Genomic DNA, 21,844 nt, shown 5'->3' on the forward strand with positions numbered 1-21,844 from the left:
TGGAATCAAGGATAACCGTGGGATTGCCGGCGGGGAACAGATTTCAGCCCGGGCCGGGAGAGCTGAGGAGAAAGGCGAGGCCGAGACCGAACAACACGACCGAAACGGCTGCCCGGAGGAGGTCGGGGGAGGTTCTGGACAGACAGCGTTGCCCGATCGCAATTCCCGCGAGGACCGGCAGGAGCGAAACGGCCGTTGCGGTCAGCAGGGGCTCCGCGATCCGCCCGTCCGCCACAATGACGGCAAGACGCACGAGGCCCGATGCGAGGAAGATGGCGCTCAGGACGGCGACGACGCGATGGACGGGCCAGGGCCTGGAGTAGAGGTAGGCGACGAGGGGGGGGCCGCCAATGTTGAAGGCCCCGGTGAGCCAGCCGCTGAAGACGCCGATTGCGGTGGCGGTGGCGGTCGGCGCATCGGCATCCCCGGCCGGGGCCTTGCGAAATCGCCGGCCGACGACGTCCCAGACGACCATCAAACAGATCGCGGCTCCGAGCCAGGGGCGGACGGAGTTTTCGGGGATCAAGGTTCGGAACTGGTAGCCCAGCGGAACGCCGACGCACGAGCCCAGAAGCAGGGGCAGGGTGCCCTGCGCGCGGAAGTGCTTCCGCGCGACGGCGATGTTCATCGACGTGACGACGACACCGACCATTGTGCAGAGGGTCTGAGCATCGCGGACGGGGAGCCAGAGCGGCAGGAGCCCCATGGCGGTCAGGCCGAAGCCAAATCCGGTAAGTCCCTGCAGGAAGGAGGCGATCGCCAGGCAGGCGGCGACAATCAGCAGCGTTGAGCTCATTGCGATGAACGCCGCCGCTCAGGCCTGCCTTGAAACCGATTCTGCAACCGACGCTGGCGGCGTCGGCAACGGCTATTCTGCATAGGGATGGACGACAGTGAAGTCGATACGCGTGGCTGACTTGGTTCCAGCGTTGCCGGCTTCCCAGAGGATGCCGAGTTCGCCGTGTCCCGGGCGGACCTCGGCCATGTCGCTGTATGCCGAAGGGCCTTCGTGAATCAATGGACCGTCGCGCCAGGTCTTCGTGTCGTCGGAGCTGAAACGGAGCCGCAGGTCTTTTCGACCGCCGCCGGAGGGGCCGTGATCATCGGGGCCGCAGAAGACGACGAGCGGATCCTTGCCGTTGTTCGTCATGCGCCAGAGCGAACACTGTACGACGGGCGGGTCGATGATCTCCGGCGCGGGTTTGAAGCCTTTCCATTCGGCGGCTCCCGAGGGATCGAAGGACTGACCACCATCGGAACTCCAGGCTTCGGCGCGAGTTCCGGGCATCTTGCCGTTCTGGTCGCGGGTGTTGATGTAGAGCCGGCCGTCGCCGAGTTCGACGACGGTGGTTTCATTGGATTCGAGCGTGTCGTCGTAGAAGTCGTCGATGAGGCCCAGCCGCCAAGTTTTCCCGTGGTCGTCACTCAGAATCATCTGGACGCCGCAGGGGCCTTTGTCGCCGCCGGTGGCGCTGACGCGATGATCGGCGGGGATGACGAGGCGGCCGCGATGCTTGCCGTGGAGGAGCTGGATTGCGTGGCAGGGGCCGGTGGCATACCAGCCCCAGCCGGGCTTCTTGACGTCCCTGGTGATGTCGCGCGGCTTGGCCCATGTTTTTCCGTGGTCGTCGCTATAGGTGACGAACACGAAATCGTTCTCGACGGTGAACGGGAGCCACATGCGGCCGCGATGTTCGGGGTCGAGATGATCGACGACGGGACAGGGATTGCCGATCGTGATCTCAGGGGGATTCTCGCCGAAGAGGGGCTTGAAGTCGTCGCTCTCCTGAACTTTCTCGAGGGGCCCCCAGGTGTTCCCGCCGTCGAGGGATCGTTTCATCACGAGATCGATTTCGCTCGCATCACCCCCGGTACGGGCTTCGCAGAAGGCGAGGAGGTTGCCGTTGGCTGCGAGGACCAGGGCGGGGATGCGGAAGATCTTGTAACCGTCATCACCGTTCTTGAAGACGGTGGAGCGGACGGGGGCGGCCGCCAGCAACGGAGCCGCCGCAAACAGCAACAACAGCGTCGAGCACAAGCGCAGCATGTCGTCTCCAGAGTGATGGATCGGGGGCCAGTCTTTCACATTTGGTGAAAAATGCGAGTCGATCAGGGGCGGTCCGGGGCGGGCACGTTTTTCAACTGGAGGGGATGGAAAGGTTGTTGACGTCTGGAATGAGAGCAACAGGTGGCTCGACCCGCCGGCTAGCGCCTAGCGGCTCACGGGACGGCGCGTTCTGCCCTGCCGGATGTGAAATGCACGCCGGGCCTGGCGGCGGGCGGTGAGTTCGATTGCGAATCGCGCGTTCGTGCCTGTGTCGCCCTTTCAGGGCTGGATCGATCAAGATGAAACGCCAACCCAGGGCGTTGCCCTGGGCTCTGGTGTGAGGCCCTTTCAGGGCCAGTGCATCAAGCCTGAGCGTGAGCGCCCTTGGCAAGTTCCTCGTAGACTGCTGCGTGGCGTTCAATCATTCGCGGGACGCTGAATTCGGATTGCATGCGGTCGCGGGCGGCGGTGGAGAGGGATTGCCGCAGGGCCGGATCCTGAAAGAGCTTGACCGAATACTGGGCGAAGGCGACGCCGTCGCCGACGTTGGCGAGATAACCGTGAACTCCGTGCGTGATGAGTTCGCGATTGGGGGGGATGTCGCTGGCGATGACGGGGGTGCCGGCGGCCATCGCTTCCATGAGGCTGTTCGACATGCCTTCAAAGCCGCTGCCGAGCCAGAACGCATCGAGATGGTGGATGAGGCTGGCCGCGTCGTCGCGGTGGCCGAGGAAGTTCACGAAGTCGGCGACTTCGACATCGCGGGCATGCTGCTGCAGATGCGCCCGTTCGGGGCCGTCGCCGATGATGAGCATGCGGGCAGTGGGTTCCGCCTGCCGCAAGACCTGCATCCCCCAGAGAAGGTCGTCGACACGCTTCTGTTTTGCCAGGCGGCCGATGACTCCGACGAGTTTTGTTTCCGGAGTGAAGCCGAGGGAGTTCAGGAATTCGGCACGGGACGTTGTCGGCCGCGGTGGTGGAGTGACGGCATTTGGGATGACGGAGATGAGTGAGCGCGGGACGCCCTGCTGCTCGTAGAACGTGGCGACGCTTTCTGAGTTGCCGAGCAGGGCATCGGTGCAGCTGATCAGTCGTCGGTCGAGCCAGAGCTGCCAGCTGGCTTTCCAGGAGTCGACGCAGCGTTCGGAGACGACGGTTTTGAATGCGCGTCGCCTGGGGGTGGCGAGTCGGCCGTAGGCGTTGGCGGCGAAGAGCCAGGAATGGAGGATGTCGGGCGGGTTCTCGCGCAGGCGTTTCTTCAGGGTGCGGAGTGTGCGGGGATCGAACTTGCCGCGTTTGCCGAGGATGGTAACGGGGATGTCGGCGCGGTGGAGGTCGTCTTCGAGCGGGCCGGAGCGGGTGAGGACGATGACTTCGGGCGCAATGCGGTCGCGGGGCAGTCCGGTGGCCAGAAGCACGAGCTGCTTTTCGGCGCCGGAGCGGTCGAGGGTCGGGATGAGGAAGGTGACGCGGAGCAAAGGGTGCCTGGGATCCGAAGAGATGTGGAAGGAGGGGGAACGGAGTACTGGGTACTCGGCAGGATTGGCGCAATGTCGGGAGTTCTACATGCTGCGACGGTGAAGTGAAGTCGTTGGCAACCTCTGGCCGGAGGCCAAATCAACGCCCTCAGCTCACGCGTCGACTCCACCGGAAGACCCGATGGTTCGGTCCTGACAGACCACTCAATCCATTCGTATTGCGACGGGTTCCAGTGATGTCACATTCGCCAACCTTTGGGACGGCGGGATCGAGTCCAGATTCGCCATGTCCTTGTCGTCACGATGCCAGTGCAGGGAAATGGTAGCTCGCGATACGATTCAAGAATCAAGACGTTCCCGTCGAACCGGCACGCAACATAGCGCTCACCAATCGCGACGTTTGGATTCGGATTTGAAGATGTAAGTGTAAAGGCATTCTGGCCGAGCCACTCCCAGCGATGGTCACCAGGAAGGTCGAAGGCACTCCCTTTGGAGACGTGCCGCACGCGTGCCGAACCATCGGCCTCCAGCAGGATCCTGACCCATCCTTGGGGATCTTCCCAGCAGCCAATCAGGGCTTCCCGGTCGATGTCGCTGCGGGCACGATCATTCCGCCAGCGACATCGGAACGAGGGGTTGCGCCCTTGCAGGAGCTCATCAACATTGACCGAACGTCCACTGCTCGGCCAATGAATCGTCTGCTCGTTACGCAAGACGAACGCGCGGCGAGAGGAGTCGTCGAGATCGAACCAGGAAGGGTCTTCTCCGCATCGGACGACGACCCGGCTCCAGCTGCTTCGTTGCGATGTGTCGAGTTGACATTCCTCAAGTATGACAACGAGTGACCCAGCCACAATCTCGATGTCTAAGATCCGATATTCCATGATCTGTTGACGCAATCGCAAGAAACGACGGGATCTCTCGCAGCCCAATAAAATCTGCTGTCAAAACTCTTTCCAGTCGAGGATGACTTTTCCGGACTGACCGGAGCGCATGACTTCGAAACCTTTTTCGAAGTCTCTGGCGTGGAAGCGGTGGGTGATGACGGGGGCGATATTGAGGCCGCCCTGGAGCATCACCGTCATCTTGTACCACGTCTCGTACATCTCGCGGCCGTAGATGCCCTTGATCGTGAGCATGTTGAAGATGACGGTGTTCCAGTCGATCGCGACCTCTTTCTCGGGGATGCCGAGCATCGCAATTTTTCCGCCGTGGGCCATGTTGGCCAGCATGTCGCGGAAGGCCGTGGGATTGCCCGACATTTCGAGGCCGACATCGAAGCCTTCTTTCATGCCGAGTTCCTTCTGGACGTCGGCCAGCTTCTCGGTGCGGACATCGACCACGCGGGTGGCTCCGAGTGTTTTTGCCAGGTTGAGCCGCCAGGGGTTCACATCGGTGACGACGACGTAGCGGGCGCCGGCGTATTGGCAGATGGCGGCCGCCATGCAGCCGATCGGGCCGGCCCCCGTGATCAGGATGTCCTCTCCGAGGAGATCAAAGGACAGAGCGGTGTGAACGGCGTTGCCGAACGGGTCGAAGATGGAAGCGACATCGAGATCGATGCCGGGGGCATGATGCCAGACATTGGTCATCGGGACGGAGATATATTCCGCGAAGGCTCCGGGCCGGTTGACGCCGATGCCCTTCGTGTCGGCACAGAGGTGCCGCCGGCCGGCGAGACAGTTGCGGCAATGCCCGCAGACGACATGGCCTTCGCCGCTGACGATCTCGCCCGGGAAGAAGTCGTGGACGTTGGCCCCGACCTCGATGATCTCGCCGACGAACTCGTGGCCGACGACCATCGGGACGGGAATCGTTTTCTGGGCCCAGGCGTCCCAGTTGTAGATATGGACATCGGTGCCGCAGATTCCGGTGCGGTCGACGCGGATGAGGCAGTCGTTGATGCCGACCTTTGGCTCGGGAACATCCTCCAGCCAGAGACCTGGCTGGGCGTGCTTCTTGACGAGGGCTTTCATGCGGCGTCGTGGGGAATGAGCCGTTGGCAGGAAGGGAGTCGCTTGTCAGGAAGTAAGGAAGATACCGAGTTGGCCAGAAGGTTCGGTATCCAGGTTCTCTGCCATTTTTCGCAGGTGCGGGGTCTCAGGGGAGAGGTCGCGGCCTGCCGGCGGCCATCGCAATTCGCGGACGCTGTGGTCGGCGGGTAGACTGGGCTGCGGCTGAAACTGCGGGACGCGAACGCCCGCGGCAGACCGGCTCTCGATTAGGACTGCACCATGTCGCTGAGGCACGTAGTTGGCTTCTTTCTGTTCGTGGCGATGGCCATTCCCGCCTCCTGCCTGGTCGCTGAGGAGACCAACTCACGGCGGGTGACCGTGGACAATTTTGTTCGCGCGGAAACGGACATGTACTTCGGCCGCTTCGTGAATGAAGGGGGCTTCGGCAAGTTCAAACACGATCGCGAGCTGGCTTCGATCGACAACCAGACAGTGATCCGGTTGAACCGCGACACGCTGTATTCGTTTGGCGTGTTCGATCTGGATGCCTCGCCGGTGATTGTCACGCTGCCGGATGCGGGAAAGCGTTTCATGGCTCTGATGGTGATCAACCAGGATCACTACGTGCCAGAGGTGGTGTATGCGCCGGGGAGGCACACGTTTACGAGGGAGAAGGTTGGGACGCGTTATGTCGCTTTCGCGGTGCGGACGTTTGTCAACCCGGACGACGCGGCGGATGTCAATGCGGTCCACGCCCTGCAGGATGCGATCAAGACGGAGCAGAAGCAGTTGGGGAAGTTCGTCGCGCCGACGTGGGATCCTGTTTCACACAAGAGAATGCGCGACGCGCTGCTTGGCGTCGTCGAGGCGAACGGCGAGTTGAATTCGGCACGGATGTTCGGGAGCAAGGAGGAGGTCGACCCGGTGGAGCATCTCCTGGGCACGGCCGCGGGGTGGGGCGGGAATCCACGGGCCGACGCATTTTACTCGGGGGCGACTCCGGCCGAGAACGACGGGAAGACACCCTACGTCCTCGTCCTGAAAGACGTGCCTGTTGACGGGTTCTGGTCGGTGAGCGTGTACAACAAGGAGGGGTACTTCGAGAAGAACGCCCTGGGGGCCTACTCGCTGAACAACATCACTGCCAAGGCGGCGACTGACGGGACCGTCACGATCCGTTTCGGCGGCGATGAAAAGGGGACGAATTACCTGCCGATCGAGCCGGGCTGGAATTATCTGTTGAGGTTCTACCGTCCGCGGAGAACGCTGCTGGATGGCGAATGGAAGATTCCGCTGGCGGAACCTGTGAAATAGGCCGTCGGAGAAAGTTCCCTGGTCGTGAGCAGCGAGTGAGATGGGCTGCGAGCAAAGCAGTCGGATCTGTCCGCACGGGTGACTGTCGCGACCTGATCTCAATAGGCAGTCCTCACCGTATTGTGGCGACAAAATCTTAACAATTTCTTGACGGTTCCTTCGCGTGAGCGTAGGTTCGTTCCATGCCGTTTGACAGAGGGCATGGCCCGCTGAACGGCAGGTCTTTGTTCATTCCATAACTCGGGGGAGGATGGGAATGGCTGCTCATCGTCGTCGTCGTTTTCGTGGCTTTACCCTGATTGAGCTGCTGGTGGTGATCGCGATCATCGCCATCCTGATTGCCCTTCTCTTGCCGGCCGTGCAGCAGGCGCGTGAGGCGGCCCGCCGGACGCAGTGCAAGAACAACCTGAAACAGATCGGGCTGGCGCTGCATAACTACCACGACACCTACCTGGTGTTTCCGATGGCGAACGTGGTGCGGTTTGATGGCACGGTGCGGGGCGATGGCTGGACGTGGCACGCCCGGATCCTGCCGTTCATCGACCAGGCGCCGTTGTTCAACCGGGTCAGTGGGGTGATGGGAACCGACGTCGGGAACCAGAATTCGACGGAGCAGCTTCTGGCCGGCCGAGACACGAAGATCACGAACTTCCAGTGTCCGTCCCATCCGGCGTCCACGATTTCGAACTCCTCCAAGAACGGCTACCAGGTCAGCACGTATAACGGCGTGACCGGAAGCGTGTGCTTCAATGACGACCAGCTCGATGCGGCCACGGACGTGGGCTATGCCGGCGACGGAATGTTCTTCATGAACAGCCGGGTGCGGATCGGAGATGTGGTCGATGGAACTTCGAACACATTCCTCGTCGCCGAGGTGCAGGACGAACTGAACGGCTCTCCGAACCAGAACCGTCTTCCGGGGAGTGACCGCCGGTACTGCTTCTCAGACAACAGCGACGGGAATCCGCCGACCGACATCACCGAGTACCTGGTGGGGATGGAGCTGAACGATCCGATCAATGCGAATCACCGTGATGTGGATGGCTACTACAACAACACGGGGGAATATGCGGGGAGCTACCACGTCGGCGGGGCGCAGTTCCTGATGTCCGACGGGGCTGTGCGGTTCGTCTCGCAGAACATCAACATGAATCTGTACCAGGGCGTGAGCACGCGCGCGAAAGGGGAGGTGAGCGGCGAGTTCTGAACCGCTGTTCGCGTGAACCCATCCGACTCACACCTTTCGAGGATCCTCTCGTGTTCCGAACAGATTCATTGCGCACGCTGGTGCTTGCGGGAGCCCTCTGCATGGCGTTTGCCGGTTGCGGGGAAGGCAAATTTCCGGTGCGGCCGGCGACAGGGAAGGTTCTGTGCAGCGGCCGGCCTGTCGGCATCGGTTCGATCTCCTTCACTCCTGTGGGCGACCCGGGCAGCATGGAATCGGGCAAGCCGGCGATGGGAACGTTGCGTCCTGACGGGACATTCACGCTGACGACAAACGACCGGTTCGATGGCGCGATCGTCGGCAAGCATTCTGTGCGTTACTTCGGCCCGGAAGACGAAGACTCCGATGAACCGTCGGTTGCGGAGGGGTCGGCCGAAGAGAAGGCCAAGATCGCGGAGCGTCAGAAGCAAAAGAAGGAGCAGCAGAAGATGCTGTGCGTTCAGAAGGGCGAAATCATCGTGGAGGTGAAGAATGACGGAGTCAACGACTTCACGATCGAGCTGACCTCAGGCGGCCCTGGCTGATTGCTGCCAGGAGTTCATTGCGACTCGACGGTTGTGCCTCCACCTGGGGGCACCGGAGCAATGCGCGGCCCCTCGTTTGATCACCGCCTGCGACAGAGGCCGGAGCGCTGATTCCTTCCGGCGCGCCCTTGCGTTCGCGTAGCTCGCGCACAAACATCAACGCAGACGTCGCAGAAGAACTTGCTTGTCGCGGTCGCTTTGCCGGAATGTTTTCCTTTCGAGGGGGAACCATGAAGCGTTTGCCGACGGTGTGGCTGGCGTTGTTGGCGGCTCTGTTTGCGCTCGGGGCGTTCTGGCCCCTTCCAGGAGGGGCCCTTCTCGGACAGGCGGCGGCTCCGGTGGAAGCACCGGCCGCACGATTCCACTACTTCAGCTTCATCAACGACCCGGCCTTCTCCAATGTGGAGAGGGTCTTGTTGTTTGTGGTTCTGGGAGTGGCGTTCGCGGGGCTGGCCTATGCGTGGATGCTGATGAAGCAGGTGCGCGAGGCGGACCAGGGGACGCCGCGGATGCAGGAGATCGCGCGTGCGATTCGTGAAGGGGCGGACGCTTACCTCAAGCGACAGCTCACGACGGTGGCGATCCTGATCCTGGTGCTGGTGGCGGTGCTGTTCGAGACGAAGGCGGCTTCCTCGCCGCTCGGGCGTCAGGATCCGTTCGCGTGGGGACGCGCGGGGGCGTTCCTGATGGGGGCGGTCTTCTCGGGGCTGGTCGGGTTCGTGGGGATGCGGCTGGCGACGACGGGCAACCTGCGGGTGGCCGCGGCGGCCCAAGTCGGTTTCGGACGGGCGCTGATGCTGGGTTACCGTACCGGGACCATCACGGGAATGCTGACGGATGGGCTGGGGCTGCTGGGCGGAACTCTGATCTTCATGGCGTATGGCGAGCATGCGTATGAGGCGCTGCTCGGATTCGGATTCGGCGGGACGCTGCTGGCGTTGTTCATGCGCGTCGGCGGGGGGATTTATACGAAGGCCGCGGACGTGGGCGCTGATCTCGTCGGGAAGATCGAGAAGGACATTCCGGAGGACGATCCGCGGAACGCGGCGACGATCGCGGACAACGTGGGGGACAACGTTGGCGACTGCGCAGGGATGGCGGCGGACATCTTCGAGTCGTACGAAGTGACGATCGTGGCCGCGATGATCCTGGGCTGGGCGAGCTTCGGCCATGTCGGCGTGCTGTTCCCGATTCTCGTCCGGGCGATCGGGGTGTTCGCCTCGATCATCAGCACCTACCTGGTGAAGGCGGGCGACAAGGGGAACGTCGGCGAGGCGATGAAGTCGATCAATTTCGGATTCATCGTGGGCTCGGCGATTTCGGTCGTCGGCTTCCTGATCCTGGGTTACGTCTACCTGCGGTTCGATTCGACCAACATGACGAACGCCGAGACGCTGGCGGCCATCAACGCGCTGCCGACGTGGGCCAACCTGGGGACGCAGGGGCTGGACATGCGGCCGGCCTATACGTGCCTGATCGGAATCCTGCTGTGCATCCTGCTGAACCGGATCACGGAATACTTTACGGGGACCGAGTATGCCCCGGTGCGCGGCCTCGTGAGGAACTGCACCACCGGGCATGCGACGAACATCATCGAAGGGTTTTCGGTCGGGTATTCGTCGGCGGTGTGGACGGCGCTGGCGCTGTGCCTGGCGATCTATACGGCCGCGGCGGTGTATTCGGGAACGAACGCGATCTTCGTGGCGTACGGCGTGGCGATGACGGGGATCGGGATGCTGACGCTGACGGGGAACACGATTTCGATGGACGTGTTCGGACCTGTTGCCGACAACGCGAACGGGATCGGCGAGATGGGTTACGACCGCGAGCAGATGGGAGAGGCGAAGTACAAGGAGGCCCGCCAGATCCTGGCCGACCTGGATGCGGTCGGGAACACGACCAAGGCGGTGACGAAGGGGGTGGCGATCGGCTCGGCTGTGATCGCGGCGGTGTCGCTGTTCGCGAGCTACATCACGGTGATCGGATCGGGCGGAGCAGGGGAAGAGAAGCCGATTCCGATCGAACTGTTCGACCGCGTCGCGGGAATGCTGAGCGTCTCCGATCCACACCTGTTCGTCGGGATGCTGATTGGGGGAGGGATTCCATTCCTGTTTTCGGCGATGACGATCCGGGCGGTGGGGCGTGCGGCGTACCTGATCGTCAATGAATGCCGCGAGCAGTTCCATGACAAGGAGATCTGGGCGGGGACAAAGAAGCCCGACTATGCCCGCGTGGTGAATATCTGCACGGCCTCGGCGCAGCAGGAGTTGATTGGCCCGGCGTTCCTGGCGGTGTTCAGCCCGGTGCTGGTCGGTTTCCTGCTGGGGCCGGTGGCGCTGGCGGGATTCCTGGCGGGGTCGATCGTTGTGGGTCAGCTGCTGGCGTCGTTCATGTGCAACGCGGGCGGGGCATGGGACAACGCGAAGAAGATGGTGGAAGACGAGCCGCGGGATGCGGTCGCGAACACCGGCAAGGGGAGCGAAAAGCACAAGGCGTCGGTGACGGGCGATACGGTGGGAGATCCGCTGAAGGACACGGCCGGCCCGGCGGTGAATCCGCTGCTGAAGGTGATGAACATGGTGTCGATCCTGACCGTGCCGCTGGCGCTGCGTTACGACGCGAACGTGGTGGACCGGGTGACGAGTGGAGCGAATGAGTTCCACTTCGAGCTGCCGAAAGACTTCGGCCTGCTGAGCCGCGACGGGCTGTGGTGGGGCGCGGTGGTGGTTTCGATTGCGGCGCTCGGGTGGGCGATCTGGCAGTCGAAGCGACAGACTTCGGAATGACGAAGCGGTTCCCTTGCCTTCCGGCTTCGCCTCGACGGCGCGGGATCGCCGATTACTTCACGGTTGCGGTGATTCGCATCTTCTCTGGAAGTGCGTTTCGCGCCCCGATGTCGCGGGGAATGACCGCGAGGGACTGGGTTCCGGGGGGGACCAGGAAATAGAGCTGGCGGTTCGCGTCCTCGAACACGCAGGGGTAGGCCGTTGTGCCCACGGCCGCGTGGAAGTGGTAGCCCTTCGGTCCCGCGAGGCCTTCCATTCCGACGACGTCGCCGTAGCTGCCGAGCCTTGCGGGAACTCCGGCGGCGACGGCCTCCTGGATCGACTTCGACATCTGGCCGACGGAGTGGCTGAGGGCGGATTTCCAGGCTTCCTGCAAAGCGGCAACGGTCGCGGGGTCCTGGAGTTCGGCGATCGCGGAGGTCGGGACCGCGACGAGCATGCGTTCGCTTGTCGGCGTCAGCGAGAGCTGCAGGCGGTCCGCGGCCGACCCGAATCGCACCTTCATCTTTGCTTCCGTCAGTTCGACGGGATTGAGTTCGAGAGACGTCGTCATCGCGCGCCAGTCGGCCGAGGTGACGTTGACGTCGCCGGCGTTGAGGTCCTTGGAGAGCGTTGCATTGGCGATGACCGCGGCATCGGCGGTCCGGACGACGTTTTGCCGGTTCGACCACCACCACGTACCCGTGACGCCGATGGTCGCGAGAGCGAAGGCGAGAATCATGCCGATCCAGCCCCGGCTCATCCGCCGCTGGTTCCGCTTCGCCAATACGGCGTGCGGGTTGACCTGGGGCCCGGGGCCGTCATCGTCGTCCGCGGCGAAAAACGGCGACGCCTCCCCGGATGCGGGGGGAGCCGCAAACATGGGGGACGGATCGGGTTCAAATCCGGATCCGGCCGTCGCGGCCGGAATCGCCACGCGGGGAACGCGCATCTTCGCCTGGCATTTCGGGCAGGCGATGACGGTTCCCATCGCGGCGTCGGCGACTCGCAGCGTCTTGAAGCAGGCGGGACAGTCCAGCTGAATGGCCATTGGGAAAGTGCGTTCCGATGCGTCGCGAGAATGGGTTCAGAGGTCGGGGCATCTTCGCCCGGCGCTATTCGCCATGCCAGCCATCGTCGCCATCCGCTGGCTCCGCCGCAACTCGCGAAATCCTTGCCGCTGCGGCCCACAGGAGGACCGCGACGCCGGCGCGGACGACACCGGTGAGGAACATTGACTGGAAGACCGGGCCGAGCGGCATCCCACCCATTCCCGCTCGCCCTCCGCCGATGGTCGAGTACATGTAACCGAGATTAAACAGGGCGCTGGCCGTTGTGATCACCGCTTCGACGACCAGATAGACCGCGATCAATCGGCAACCGACGAAAACCGCTCCACGTTGAGTCATGCTTTGCTCCCGATGTGCTGTCAGAATTCCATCATGCGAACGAGGGGCGTTGATCGACGGATCAAAGCATATCGCCTTGTCGCTGTTGATCCCGCTCGGCTAGTGTGACCCTCGACCCGTGGTCCGGGGAATTGGTCCACGGAACTCCTCCATCGAATCCCGAGCTGCACTGATGGTCGACTACGAAAAACTGGGCGTCTTCTACCTTGGCCGCGAATACGATTCGGCCGCCGCGGCCGCCCGGGAGGATCTCGTTCTCTACGACTCGAAGGATCTCACCACGCACGGCGTGATCGTGGGGATGACGGGAAGCGGGAAGACGGGGCTCGGCATCGCCCTGCTCGAGGAGGCGGCGATCGACGGGATTCCCGCGATCGTCGTCGATCCCAAGGGGGATCTGGGGAATCTGCTCCTGTCGTTTCCCAACCTGCAGCCGGCCGATTTTCAGCCGTGGATCGACCGGGAGGAAGCGTCCCGCAAAGGGAAGACTCTCGAGGAATACTCTGCGAGTGTCGCCGAGCTGTGGCGGAAGGGGCTGGGCGACTGGCAGCAGGCTCCGGACCGCATCCAGAAATACCGGGACGCCGTCGATCTCGCGATCTACACGCCGGGCAGCAACGCGGGGCTGCCGTTGAGCATCCTGCGGTCGCTCCAGGCTCCATCGGCCGAAACGCTCGACAGCAGCGAGGCGATGCGGGAGCGCGTCTCGGCCACGGCATCGGGCCTGCTTGCGCTGCTGGGTGTCGACGCGGATCCGCTTCGCAGCCGCGAGCACATCCTGATTTCGAACATCCTGGACGCCGCGTGGCGCGATGGTCGAAGCCTCGACATGGCCGGCCTGATCCGGGAGATCCAGGCGCCGCCGTTCAAGAAGATCGGAGTGATGGACCTGGAGGCGATTTTTCCGGCCGGCGATCGCATGCAGCTGGCGATGACGGTGAATAACGTCCTCGCCTCACCTGGTTTTGCAGCGTGGACGCAGGGTGAGCCGCTCAACATCCAGCGTCTGCTGTATACGCCGGAGGGGAAGCCGCGGATGTCGATTCTGTCGGTCGCGCATCTTTCGGAAAACGAGCGGCAGTTCTTCATCACGATCCTACTGAATGAACTGATCTCGTGGATGCGGGCTCAGCCCGGGACATCGAGCCTGCGGGCGCTGTTCTACATGGACGAGATGTTCGGCTACCTCCCGCCGACCGCCAATCCTCCGACGAAGACGCCGCTGCTGACGCTGCTCAAACAGGCGCGGGCCTATGGTGTCGGCCTCGTCCTCGCGACGCAGAACCCGGTCGACCTCGACTACAAGGCACTCTCCAACGCGGGGACGTGGTTCCTTGGTCGACTGCAGACCGAGCGCGACAAGGCGCGGGTGCTCGACGGGCTCGAAGGCGCAAGCGCTTCGGCCGGGCATGCGTTCGACCGCGCGGCGACCGAACGGATTCTGTCGGGGCTCGGCAACCGCGTGTTCCTGATGAACAACGTTCACGAGGATGCTCCGGTCGTCATCCAGACACGCTGGGTTCTCAACTACCTGCGCGGCCCGCTGACGCGAGACCAGATCGGCCGACTGATGGCGGAGCGGAAGTCGGCCACGGCAGCGACATCGCCAGCCACCCCCAGCGTGGCCGCCGCGGGGACTGCCTCGTCGGCTCCGCCGCTGCTCCCGCCAGATGTCGTCCCGACATATGTTCCCGTCGGCCGAAAAGTGCCCCGCGACGCGAAGATCGTCTATCGCCCGGCCGTTCTTGGCCTCGCCCGGTTGCACTACGTCGACTCGAAGGCGTCCGTTGATGTGTGGCAGAAAGTGATCCGGCTTTCGGCGATCAGCGAAGAAGTGCCGGCTGATGTCTGGGATGCCGCTGAGGCACGGGAGCAGGAGGAGTTTGAGACGGAATCGAGCCCGGCCGCCGAAGCCGGTTATGCCGAACTCCCTGTGGAGCTGACGCGGGCCAAGACGTACGCAGGCTGGTCGAAGTCGCTCAAGGAAACGCTTTACCGGGATGCGGTGCTCACGCTGCTTTCCGCTCCGGATCTGAAGGAATCGTCAAAGCCGGGGGAGACCGAGGGGGATTTCCGGGTGCGACTGTCGCAGGCGGCACGCGAGCGGCGGGATACCGAGGTCGAGCGGCTCCGCGGCCGGTATGCCTCGAAGCTGAACACGCTGGCCGATCGCATCAAGAAGGCCGAACAGCGTCGCGTCAAGGAAGCCGAGCAGGCCTCGAGCGCCAAGACCGGGGCGTTCATCAGCGCCGGAATGGCGGCGATCGGCGCGCTGTTCAGCCGGAAAAAGCTGAGTTCGACCAATCTTGGCAAGGCGGCCACCAGCATGCGGGCGGCGACGCGTGCCTCCGAGCAGGCGGGTGATGTGGCCCGCGCCGATGAAACCATCGAGGTGCTGAAAGAGCAGCAGGAGACGCTGGTGGACGACATGAACGACGAGGTGAAGGCGATCCAGGACATGTACTCCGCGGAGTCGATCAAGCTCGAATCCCGCGAAATCACTCCCCGAAAATCGGACATCGCCGTCGATCAAGTCACCCTGTGCTGGCTGCCTTATACGTCGAACGGAGGACAACTTGCGCCGGCGTGGGAAAGCTGACCTGGCGAGCGGAGGGGCGATGGCTGCGTGATGAAGTCCATGAAGGATTCACGCTTTCAGGCGGGCCATTTGCTGGTTGACGCCGGCGGCTCGCCTTTCCTGTGCGACCGGGTATCTTTGCTCACACCCAACACAGGAGACATCATGAGCGCCGCCCTGACCTACGATCCGTCCGCCGCCCTGAAATTTCTGAAGGCCGGCGCTCGTGAGGCCCTTGCCCCGAAGCTCGAGGCCGCACGCATGGAAGTGATCGACGACGTCGCGATTCTGACCTCAAAGGGGCCTGTTCCGGCCGACAAAAATCCGCTGGATGCGGGTTTCATCGACTGGCCTGCCCGGCTGCTGGCCGGCGACGAGAACGGCCTCCTTCGCAAGATCGAAGAATCGGCGAAGCGATTCCGCGAGCAAGTCGACCGGATGGTCGTTCTCGGGATCGGCGGGTCTTACATGGGGCTCAGGGCGCTGTTTGAAGGGCTGTGCAATCCCTATCACAACCAGCTCACCCGCGAGCAGCGCGGCGGAGTTCCGACCCTGCACTTCGAGGGGGACAACCTCGACAACGATTCCGTCGCGGCCCTGCTGGACCTGCTGAAAACGCACTGCAAAGACCCGAAGGACCTGGCCCAGCGGTGGGGCATCGTCGTCATCTCGAAATCGGGCGGGACCCTCGAAACGGCGGCTGCGTTCCGGATCTTCCGCGACGCGCTGGAAACGTACTACGGCGCAGGCTCGGAACTGGCGAAGAAGCTCGTCGTCCCGGTGACCGGGGAAACGGGCAAGCTGCGTAGCATTTCCAACGGGGCCGGGTATCCCGACACGTTTCCCATCCCGGACGGCATCGGCGGGCGGTTCTCGGTACTGACGGCCGTCGGTCTGTTCCCGGCCGCGGTTCTTGGAATCGACATCCGCGCGCTGCTCCAGGGGGCGGCCGCGATCACGACGACCTTCAAGACCGCTCCGCTCGGCCAGAATCCGGTGCTCGACTATACCGGCATCTGTCACCTGCTGGAGCGGGACAGCGGGATGGATGTGCGGATCCTGTCGACGTGGGGAAAGAAGCTGGAAGCGTGCGGGCTGTGGTACGACCAGCTTCTTGCGGAAAGCCTCGGCAAGCACGAACGGGGGGCCTTGCCGCTCACAGTCGTCAACACGCGCGACCTCCACAGCCGAGGGCAGCAACACCAGGAAGGGAAGCGCGACAAGCTGATCACCAACGTCATCGTCGACAAAGCGTCGCTGGCACCGGTGAAAGTTCCGCAGGTCGCGGCGGATCGCGACCAGGACCAGCTCAATCGTCTGGGCTGGAAAGGGATGCCCGACCTGCTTGCCGCGGCCATCGCCGGGACGAACAAGGCCTACGCCGACGACGACCGCCCTACGGCCGACATCCACCTGCCGAAGCTGGACGCATACGCCGTGGGCCAGTTCCTGCAGATGATGATGCTGGCGACCGCGGTGGAAGGCCGGCTGATCGGCATCAACCCGTACGGCCAGCCCGGGGTCGAGGCCTACAAGAAGAACATGGGTGAGATCCTCTACGGGAAATGAGGCAGAAGCGGCAATCTGGGATGACCACGTCCTGGTGAACCGCTTGAACGGTCTCTCCCCCCTGGAGGCGTGAGAAAACCGATGGGGGGCGCCTGTGTGGCGGCCCCGGGAACTTGGCGTTTGCGCCATCCGCCAAACCCCCTAAAACTCCGGGCATTCTTGGTCCATCACGATGATGGATCAGTGCCACGGGAGTGTTGCTCATGGATGACTCTGGCCCCCTCGTCGCTGACCGGCCTGACCGCGCGACCGCGGTGCGCCAGCCGCTGGTCGCCGCCGGCCCGTCGTCCCCATGTGATGACCATGCCCTGGTCCGTCGGCTGCTGACGCCGGCCCAACGGCTCAAGCATTCCCTGATTCCGGGCCCGGTCTACGGCTGGATGCGATCGCTTCGGCGATGGCGTCGCGGCGAACCTGAATTGCAGCTTCTCGCGGGCCTCGTCGACCCGCACCGCACGGCGGTCGACGTCGGCGCCAACAAGGGGACTTACACGTGGTTCCTTTCGCGTCTGTGCCGGCATGTGTACGCGTATGAACCAAATCCGGCGATGCGGTGGATGCTGACACGCTGCACGCCGCAGAATGTGACGGTCTTCCCCCGGGCGCTTTCCGACCAGGCCGGGCAGTCGGTGCTTCGCGTCCCTCGTCGAGAAGGTCGATACTCCAACAACATCGGCACGCTCCGCCCCGCGAGCACGGATGCGGACTGCGAACTGATCCCGGTCACGACGACGCGACTCGACGACGACGGGCTGGTCGATGTCGGCTTCCTCAAGATTGATGTCGAAGGGCACGAACAGCAGGTGCTCCGCGGCGCTCGTGAACTGATCGCCCGCGACCGGCCTGTGCTGCTCGTCGAGATCATTGCCGAACACAACGGCCGTCCCGTGGACGAGACCATCGAGTTCGTCGAGCGACTGGGCTACTGCGCGCATGTCGTGCAGGGAATCCAACTCGAGGAATGGGCATCGGTCCGGATGTCTCGCGCCCAGCGCGAAGCCAGCGGCCAGATGAACTCCCGAATTCGAAATTACGTGTTCCTGCCGGCCGCAGGCGAGATGGCTCGCGCTGCCTGAACCACGAAACAACCGCGACTCCGTCGCGTCGAAGGAATCCTGACATGATGTCCCGCGTCACTCTCCGCGTTGCCTTCGGGGCAGCCCTGGTGCTGGCCGGAGGCCGGTTCGCCCTGGCCGAGGCCGTCACGTTCAAAACGAGCGATGAGTCCTCGACGCCGTACCGCGTCAGCACGCGTGTGAAGGCGACGGGGAAGCCGATCCTCTCGGCAGGCCGCGGCAAGACCGCGCCTCACGTGATGACGGCGCGGGCCGAGTTCGCTTTCACGGAGCGGCGACTTCCGTCGGGCGGGCGCGATGCGCTTTCGCTGCGGGCCGCGCGCGACTTTGAGCTGGCCCGGATGGAATCGGTCGTCACTCCCGAGGGGGAGGCGGCGCCGAACATTCCGAAGGCCGAGACAACGGTCATCCTTCCGCAGCATCTGCAGTTCATCGTGGCCGAGGGACGCACGTCGGGAGTTGATTGCTATTGTCCGACGTCGCCGATGACGCGGGAGACGATCGACCTGCTCGAGCTTCCGGGCGATCCGCTGGCGCTGACGGCCCTGCTGCCGCCGAAGTCGGTGGATGTCGACGAATCGTGGTCGCCTCCGGAATGGGCGGGGCAGATGCTCGCCGCCATCGAGGCGATCGAAAAATCGACGCTGACCTGCCGACTTGCTTCCGCGACCGACTCCACCGCGACGATCTCCATCAGCGGCAGCGTGAAGGGCCAGCGGGATGGAGCGAACTGCGAAGTCACACTGCAGGGAACGATCAACTATGACCGCGCGAAGGATGCAGTCTCCCAGGCCAAGCTGACGTACTCGGTCAAATCGAGCATTGGCGCCGTCAGCCCCGGCCTCGACCTGGTGATGGAAGTGGAGACGCACCGCCAGACGCTGGAGGCGCCGGGGCGATTGAGTGACAAAGTGCTGGCCGCGATTCCGATCACCGCTCCGGCCGGGGCGTTCGACCTCGTCTACGACGCTGGTCCGTGGGGGATCCGGCTGAGGCATTCGCGGGAGTGGTTCTTTTACCAGGCGACTCTCGAGCACTCCCCGCAGGTGGCGATTTTCCGGCTGATGGACAAGGGGAGCATCATCGCCCAGTGCAACATGTCTCCGATCGCGGGGGCGACTGCCGGCCAGCATGTGCCGCTCGACCAGTTCGAGAACGACATCAAGACTTCGCTCGGGGCCCGCCTCGACAGCATCCGCGCGAAAGAGCAGCTGAACGTTGACACCGGGATGAAAGTGTTTCGCGTGATCGCCGACGGCAAGCACACGATCGCCGGTCCGAAGGAAAAGGTGGTGATCCCGACGACGTGGATCTATTACCTGTGCGCCGCACCTTCGGGAAAGCAGGCCTCGTTCGTCTTCGCGGTCGAAAGCAAGCTCGTCGACCAGATGGGCTCCCGCGACGAAGAACTGGTCCGCAGCCTGCAATTCACCGCCCAGCGCGCGGCGGACGCCAAGACGACTCAGTAAAGCGAACTCTCGGGGTACCATTGTTTCCGGATGTGATGACGCAGAAGAAGGAGCGTCGCCAGGACAGCGCCCTTCAGCGCGAGCAGCGGCAGGGATTGTTGCCAGGCCTCGACCACGTCCGTCAGCCCAAACGCCACGAATGCTGTGGCGTAGAGGAGTTCCAGAGGTGAGTGGTGTGTGCGTCGCCAGCGTCGCCAGACGGCGCACGCGAAAAGGAACCACGCCGCGGCTTCAAACAGGTTGAACCAGCGATAGGCGTAGTCGCCGAAGCCGGCGTTTTCCGGAGTCCAGTTCCACCAGGGTGCGAAGAGGTCGATCGATTGGCCGATTCCGGCCTCGCCAGCGAAAGCTTCCATGACCGAGGCTACGCATGGAAACCTCGTGTTCGCGGGCGCGACTTGGTGAGTTTCCGGCGAGCCCCCGATAGAGTGGCTCGCATGCGAATTCCGCTCCTGACACTGCTCTTCCTGATCGTCGCCGGCCCGGCCGTCGCCGCGGCGCCACTCCCGGGGTTCCACAACTCGCCCTGGTTCCAGGAATCGGTGCGTGAAACATGGCTGGAAGGCTCGGTCCACGCCGTCATGAACCTTCCGTCCGATTTCGACCCGGGCCGGCCGACGCGGCTGATCGTGTTCGCCACTCCCAACGGCAATACCGTCGAGCAGACGCTCGGCTGCCGGTTCGAGCGGGGGGCCGACTGGCATGTCGACATCCAGCATGTGGCCGCCCAGACGCGACTCTGGCGGCGGCTGAACCCGGACGAGAACATCGCGCTGGCCTGCGTCGCGGCCGAAGGGCTGTCGTGGCCCGCCTGGCGAAAAGAGCGGCCGGAGTACGCGGCGGCGATTGCCCGAATCGTCGAGACGCTCCGCGGGTGGCTGCCGTCAAAGCCGACTGTCACGCTCGCGTGCCACAGCGGCGGCGGGAGCTTTCTGTTCGGCTTCATCAACTCGGCCGAGGCGATCCCCGGGTGGATCGACCGCATCGTCTTTCTTGATGCGAACTACTCCTACGACGACGAGCAGAAGCATGGCGACAAGCTGCTCGCTTGGCTGCGCGGGGATGCGTCACGCCGGCTCATCGTGATCGCCTACGACGACCGCGAGATCGTGTTTGATGGAAAGAAGGTCGTCAGTGAGACGGGGGGAACTTATCGGGCCACGGGCCGGATGAGGACTCGTTTCGAGAAGGACGTTTCCTTCACGGAACAGAAGGCCGGCGACTTCAACACCGCATCCGCCCTGGGGGGACAGCTGGTTCTGCACGTTCATCCCAATCCTCACAACAAGATCCTGCACACCGTGATGGTCGGCGAGATGAACGGCCTGCTGGAAGGCCTGAGTTCCGGGACCGACCGCCGCGGGTGGGGGAGCCTCGCCGCGCCCCGCGCTTACCAGGAGTTCGTGCAGCCGGCTCCGGGAATTCCCGCTCGCCCGGCCGGCGCGGCGGGAGGCCGCGCCGTTCTGGAGAGCGTTGCCCATGCGTCGCGAGAAGCCCGCGAACAGGTGCTGGTGCAGGCCGTGCTCGAAGGCAACATCCCCGATTTTCTCCGCCCGTGGGCTCCGGTCGATGTCGAAGCGACGGACACCGCCGGCCAGCCGCACCGCGCGAGCTATGAGGTGCTGCCCGACTATCTCGCCGTCGGCAGCGACGACGACTTCGTCCGAATTCCGATTTCCCCGCAGTCTGCACAAACGATCGCGGATGCGTTCGGCGCGACGTTGCCGACGCGAAAGATGGTCGAGGACATTACCGAAATAGCCAGCATCCGGTTGACGCCCAGGCCGCTCACCGCCGATCGCGAGTCGGTTGCCGCGTTCGTGAAGCACAACGATCTCATCGAAGAGCAGCGGGGCGAGGTCCTTCGCAGCGCCCTGCTGGCCGGCATCAAGAAGGACGTTGTGCTCACGAATCGCCTGAGCGAGAAGCCCAACCGCGTGGCGATCTTCGGCTGGCATTTCGCCGATGGCACGCCGATCCAGCCGCTCACCATCGTCCACGTCAACTGGTACGTCGACTACAGCCACGGGATTCGGCTGGTGAAGCGGGCGATGACGGTTGACGGCAAGCCGCGCGATCTCAAGTTCCTGCTGCACGATGCCCGCCTGCACCCGCTGGTCAGCGATGAGGGAGTTATGGAAGCGGGCTATTAGAGGCGCGGTTCATTCTGGTGTGGGGCCGGCGACATTCACGGCCCGGCGGAACGGGGGCGGCGCATGGATGCGATGTGTCACCCCTTGTGGGGCTTTGTCTGGTTGCTGTGGTGTTCCACGGGCTGGCGCCCGTGGCGAAACCGTGCCGCCCCTCTCGGGGCTCAGCGTCCTGGAAGACCGTGGTCAGATTCCGTCTCGCCTTTGACTGGTGACACTGCATGTCCGGTGACCGGGCCTCGCTCTCACGACGTCGTTGTCGACCCAGGTGGGTAGAGGATCCCG

At 63.6% G+C, this 21,844-nt stretch carries 17 protein-coding genes; 9 read left to right on the plus strand and 8 right to left on the minus strand.

The window, feature by feature from the left end:
• Positions 1–43 precede the first annotated feature (43 nt).
• From Pan44_RS19835 to tdh, 5 genes are all read right to left on the minus strand, one after another.
• On the minus strand, positions 44–796 hold the full coding sequence (locus Pan44_RS19835; protein ID WP_145032739.1) for a sulfite exporter TauE/SafE family protein: 753 nt from the start codon (positions 794–796) through the stop codon (positions 44–46).
• 72 nt (positions 797–868) lie between these two features.
• On the minus strand, positions 869–2,047 hold the full coding sequence (locus Pan44_RS19840; RefSeq protein ID WP_145032742.1) for a sialidase family protein: 1,179 nt from the start codon (positions 2,045–2,047) through the stop codon (positions 869–871).
• A 362-nt stretch (positions 2,048–2,409) separates the two neighbouring features.
• Positions 2,410–3,525, minus strand: a complete 1,116-nt coding sequence (locus tag Pan44_RS19845; RefSeq protein WP_145032745.1) for a glycosyltransferase — start codon at positions 3,523–3,525, stop codon at positions 2,410–2,412.
• A 239-nt stretch (positions 3,526–3,764) separates the two neighbouring features.
• Entirely contained in the window at positions 3,765–4,409 is a 645-nt protein-coding gene (locus Pan44_RS19850; protein ID WP_145032749.1) for a hypothetical protein, read from the minus strand.
• Between the two features lie 60 nt (positions 4,410–4,469).
• Positions 4,470–5,501 (minus strand): L-threonine 3-dehydrogenase, encoded by a 1,032-nt coding sequence (gene tdh / locus Pan44_RS19855; RefSeq protein WP_145032752.1) that lies wholly within the window; start codon positions 5,499–5,501, stop codon positions 4,470–4,472.
• 300 nt (positions 5,502–5,801) lie between these two features.
• Between tdh and Pan44_RS19860 the strand changes: the two genes are divergently transcribed.
• The 4 genes from Pan44_RS19860 (at position 5,802) to Pan44_RS19875 (ending at position 11,329) form a co-directional block, all read left to right on the plus strand.
• Positions 5,802–6,794 carry a DUF1214 domain-containing protein gene (locus Pan44_RS19860; protein ID WP_145035114.1) on the plus strand — a complete coding sequence of 331 codons (993 nt, stop codon included), beginning with the start codon at positions 5,802–5,804 and terminating at the stop codon, positions 6,792–6,794.
• Between the two features lie 256 nt (positions 6,795–7,050).
• On the plus strand, positions 7,051–8,001 hold the full coding sequence (locus tag Pan44_RS19865; protein WP_145032756.1) for a DUF1559 family PulG-like putative transporter: 951 nt from the start codon (positions 7,051–7,053) through the stop codon (positions 7,999–8,001).
• A gap of 50 nt (positions 8,002–8,051) precedes the next feature.
• Positions 8,052–8,543 (plus strand): hypothetical protein, encoded by a 492-nt coding sequence (locus Pan44_RS19870; protein WP_145032759.1) that lies wholly within the window; start codon positions 8,052–8,054, stop codon positions 8,541–8,543.
• A 230-nt stretch (positions 8,544–8,773) separates the two neighbouring features.
• Positions 8,774–11,329, plus strand: a complete 2,556-nt coding sequence (locus Pan44_RS19875; RefSeq protein ID WP_197453503.1) for a sodium-translocating pyrophosphatase — start codon at positions 8,774–8,776, stop codon at positions 11,327–11,329.
• A 52-nt stretch (positions 11,330–11,381) separates the two neighbouring features.
• On the opposite strand, the gene Pan44_RS19880 is transcribed toward Pan44_RS19875, so the two are convergent.
• Positions 11,382–12,359 (minus strand): zinc ribbon domain-containing protein, encoded by a 978-nt coding sequence (locus Pan44_RS19880; protein WP_145032765.1) that lies wholly within the window; start codon positions 12,357–12,359, stop codon positions 11,382–11,384.
• A gap of 64 nt (positions 12,360–12,423) precedes the next feature.
• Positions 12,424–12,717: a hypothetical protein gene (locus tag Pan44_RS19885; RefSeq protein WP_145032768.1), complete on the minus strand. Its 294-nt coding sequence runs from the start codon at positions 12,715–12,717 to the stop codon at positions 12,424–12,426.
• 172 nt (positions 12,718–12,889) lie between these two features.
• Here Pan44_RS19885 and Pan44_RS19890 point away from each other — a divergent pair, with 172 nt between their 5' ends.
• The 4 genes from Pan44_RS19890 (at position 12,890) to Pan44_RS19905 (ending at position 19,409) form a co-directional block, all read left to right on the plus strand.
• Positions 12,890–15,316 (plus strand): ATP-binding protein, encoded by a 2,427-nt coding sequence (locus Pan44_RS19890; RefSeq protein ID WP_145032772.1) that lies wholly within the window; start codon positions 12,890–12,892, stop codon positions 15,314–15,316.
• Between the two features lie 30 nt (positions 15,317–15,346).
• Entirely contained in the window at positions 15,347–16,864 is a 1,518-nt protein-coding gene (locus tag Pan44_RS19895) for a glucose-6-phosphate isomerase (RefSeq protein ID WP_231754112.1), read from the plus strand.
• 203 nt (positions 16,865–17,067) lie between these two features.
• Entirely contained in the window at positions 17,068–17,940 is an 873-nt protein-coding gene (locus tag Pan44_RS19900) for an FkbM family methyltransferase (RefSeq protein ID WP_145032776.1), read from the plus strand.
• Positions 17,941–17,984: 44 nt separating this feature from the next.
• Positions 17,985–19,409 carry a hypothetical protein gene (locus Pan44_RS19905; RefSeq protein ID WP_145032779.1) on the plus strand — a complete coding sequence of 475 codons (1,425 nt, stop codon included), beginning with the start codon at positions 17,985–17,987 and terminating at the stop codon, positions 19,407–19,409.
• On the opposite strand, the gene Pan44_RS19910 is transcribed toward Pan44_RS19905, so the two are convergent.
• Complete coding sequence (locus Pan44_RS19910) at positions 19,403–19,765, minus strand: hypothetical protein (protein WP_145032782.1); 363 nt, start codon at positions 19,763–19,765, stop codon at positions 19,403–19,405. The genes Pan44_RS19905 and Pan44_RS19910 overlap by 7 nt on opposite strands.
• 81 nt (positions 19,766–19,846) lie before the next feature.
• Between Pan44_RS19910 and Pan44_RS19915 the strand changes: the two genes are divergently transcribed.
• Positions 19,847–21,562 carry a hypothetical protein gene (locus Pan44_RS19915; protein WP_145032785.1) on the plus strand — a complete coding sequence of 572 codons (1,716 nt, stop codon included), beginning with the start codon at positions 19,847–19,849 and terminating at the stop codon, positions 21,560–21,562.
• The last annotated feature ends 282 nt before the right edge of the window (positions 21,563–21,844 follow it).

Source organism: Caulifigura coniformis, assembly GCF_007745175.1.
Lineage (GTDB): Bacteria > Planctomycetota > Planctomycetia > Planctomycetales > Planctomycetaceae > Caulifigura > Caulifigura coniformis.

Coding starts and splice junctions, on each gene's coding strand:
- Pan44_RS19860 (WP_145035114.1), top strand. CDS start 5,802: ATGGCCATTCCCGCCTCCTGCCTGGTCGCTGAGGAGACCAACTCACGG.
- Pan44_RS19915 (WP_145032785.1), top strand. CDS start 19,847: ATGCGAATTCCGCTCCTGACACTGCTCTTCCTGATCGTCGCCGGCCCG.
- Pan44_RS19865 (WP_145032756.1), top strand. CDS start 7,051: ATGGCTGCTCATCGTCGTCGTCGTTTTCGTGGCTTTACCCTGATTGAG.
- Pan44_RS19875 (WP_197453503.1), top strand. CDS start 8,774: ATGAAGCGTTTGCCGACGGTGTGGCTGGCGTTGTTGGCGGCTCTGTTT.
- Pan44_RS19900 (WP_145032776.1), top strand. CDS start 17,068: ATGGATGACTCTGGCCCCCTCGTCGCTGACCGGCCTGACCGCGCGACC.
- tdh (WP_145032752.1), bottom strand. CDS start 5,501: ATGAAAGCCCTCGTCAAGAAGCACGCCCAGCCAGGTCTCTGGCTGGAG.
- Pan44_RS19840 (WP_145032742.1), bottom strand. CDS start 2,047: ATGCTGCGCTTGTGCTCGACGCTGTTGTTGCTGTTTGCGGCGGCTCCG.
- Pan44_RS19835 (WP_145032739.1), bottom strand. CDS start 796: ATGAGCTCAACGCTGCTGATTGTCGCCGCCTGCCTGGCGATCGCCTCC.
- Pan44_RS19905 (WP_145032779.1), top strand. CDS start 17,985: ATGATGTCCCGCGTCACTCTCCGCGTTGCCTTCGGGGCAGCCCTGGTG.
- Pan44_RS19890 (WP_145032772.1), top strand. CDS start 12,890: ATGGTCGACTACGAAAAACTGGGCGTCTTCTACCTTGGCCGCGAATAC.
- Pan44_RS19895 (WP_231754112.1), top strand. CDS start 15,347: ATGAAGTCCATGAAGGATTCACGCTTTCAGGCGGGCCATTTGCTGGTT.
- Pan44_RS19885 (WP_145032768.1), bottom strand. CDS start 12,717: ATGACTCAACGTGGAGCGGTTTTCGTCGGTTGCCGATTGATCGCGGTC.
- Pan44_RS19910 (WP_145032782.1), bottom strand. CDS start 19,765: ATGGAAGCTTTCGCTGGCGAGGCCGGAATCGGCCAATCGATCGACCTC.
- Pan44_RS19850 (WP_145032749.1), bottom strand. CDS start 4,409: ATGGAATATCGGATCTTAGACATCGAGATTGTGGCTGGGTCACTCGTT.
- Pan44_RS19880 (WP_145032765.1), bottom strand. CDS start 12,359: ATGGCCATTCAGCTGGACTGTCCCGCCTGCTTCAAGACGCTGCGAGTC.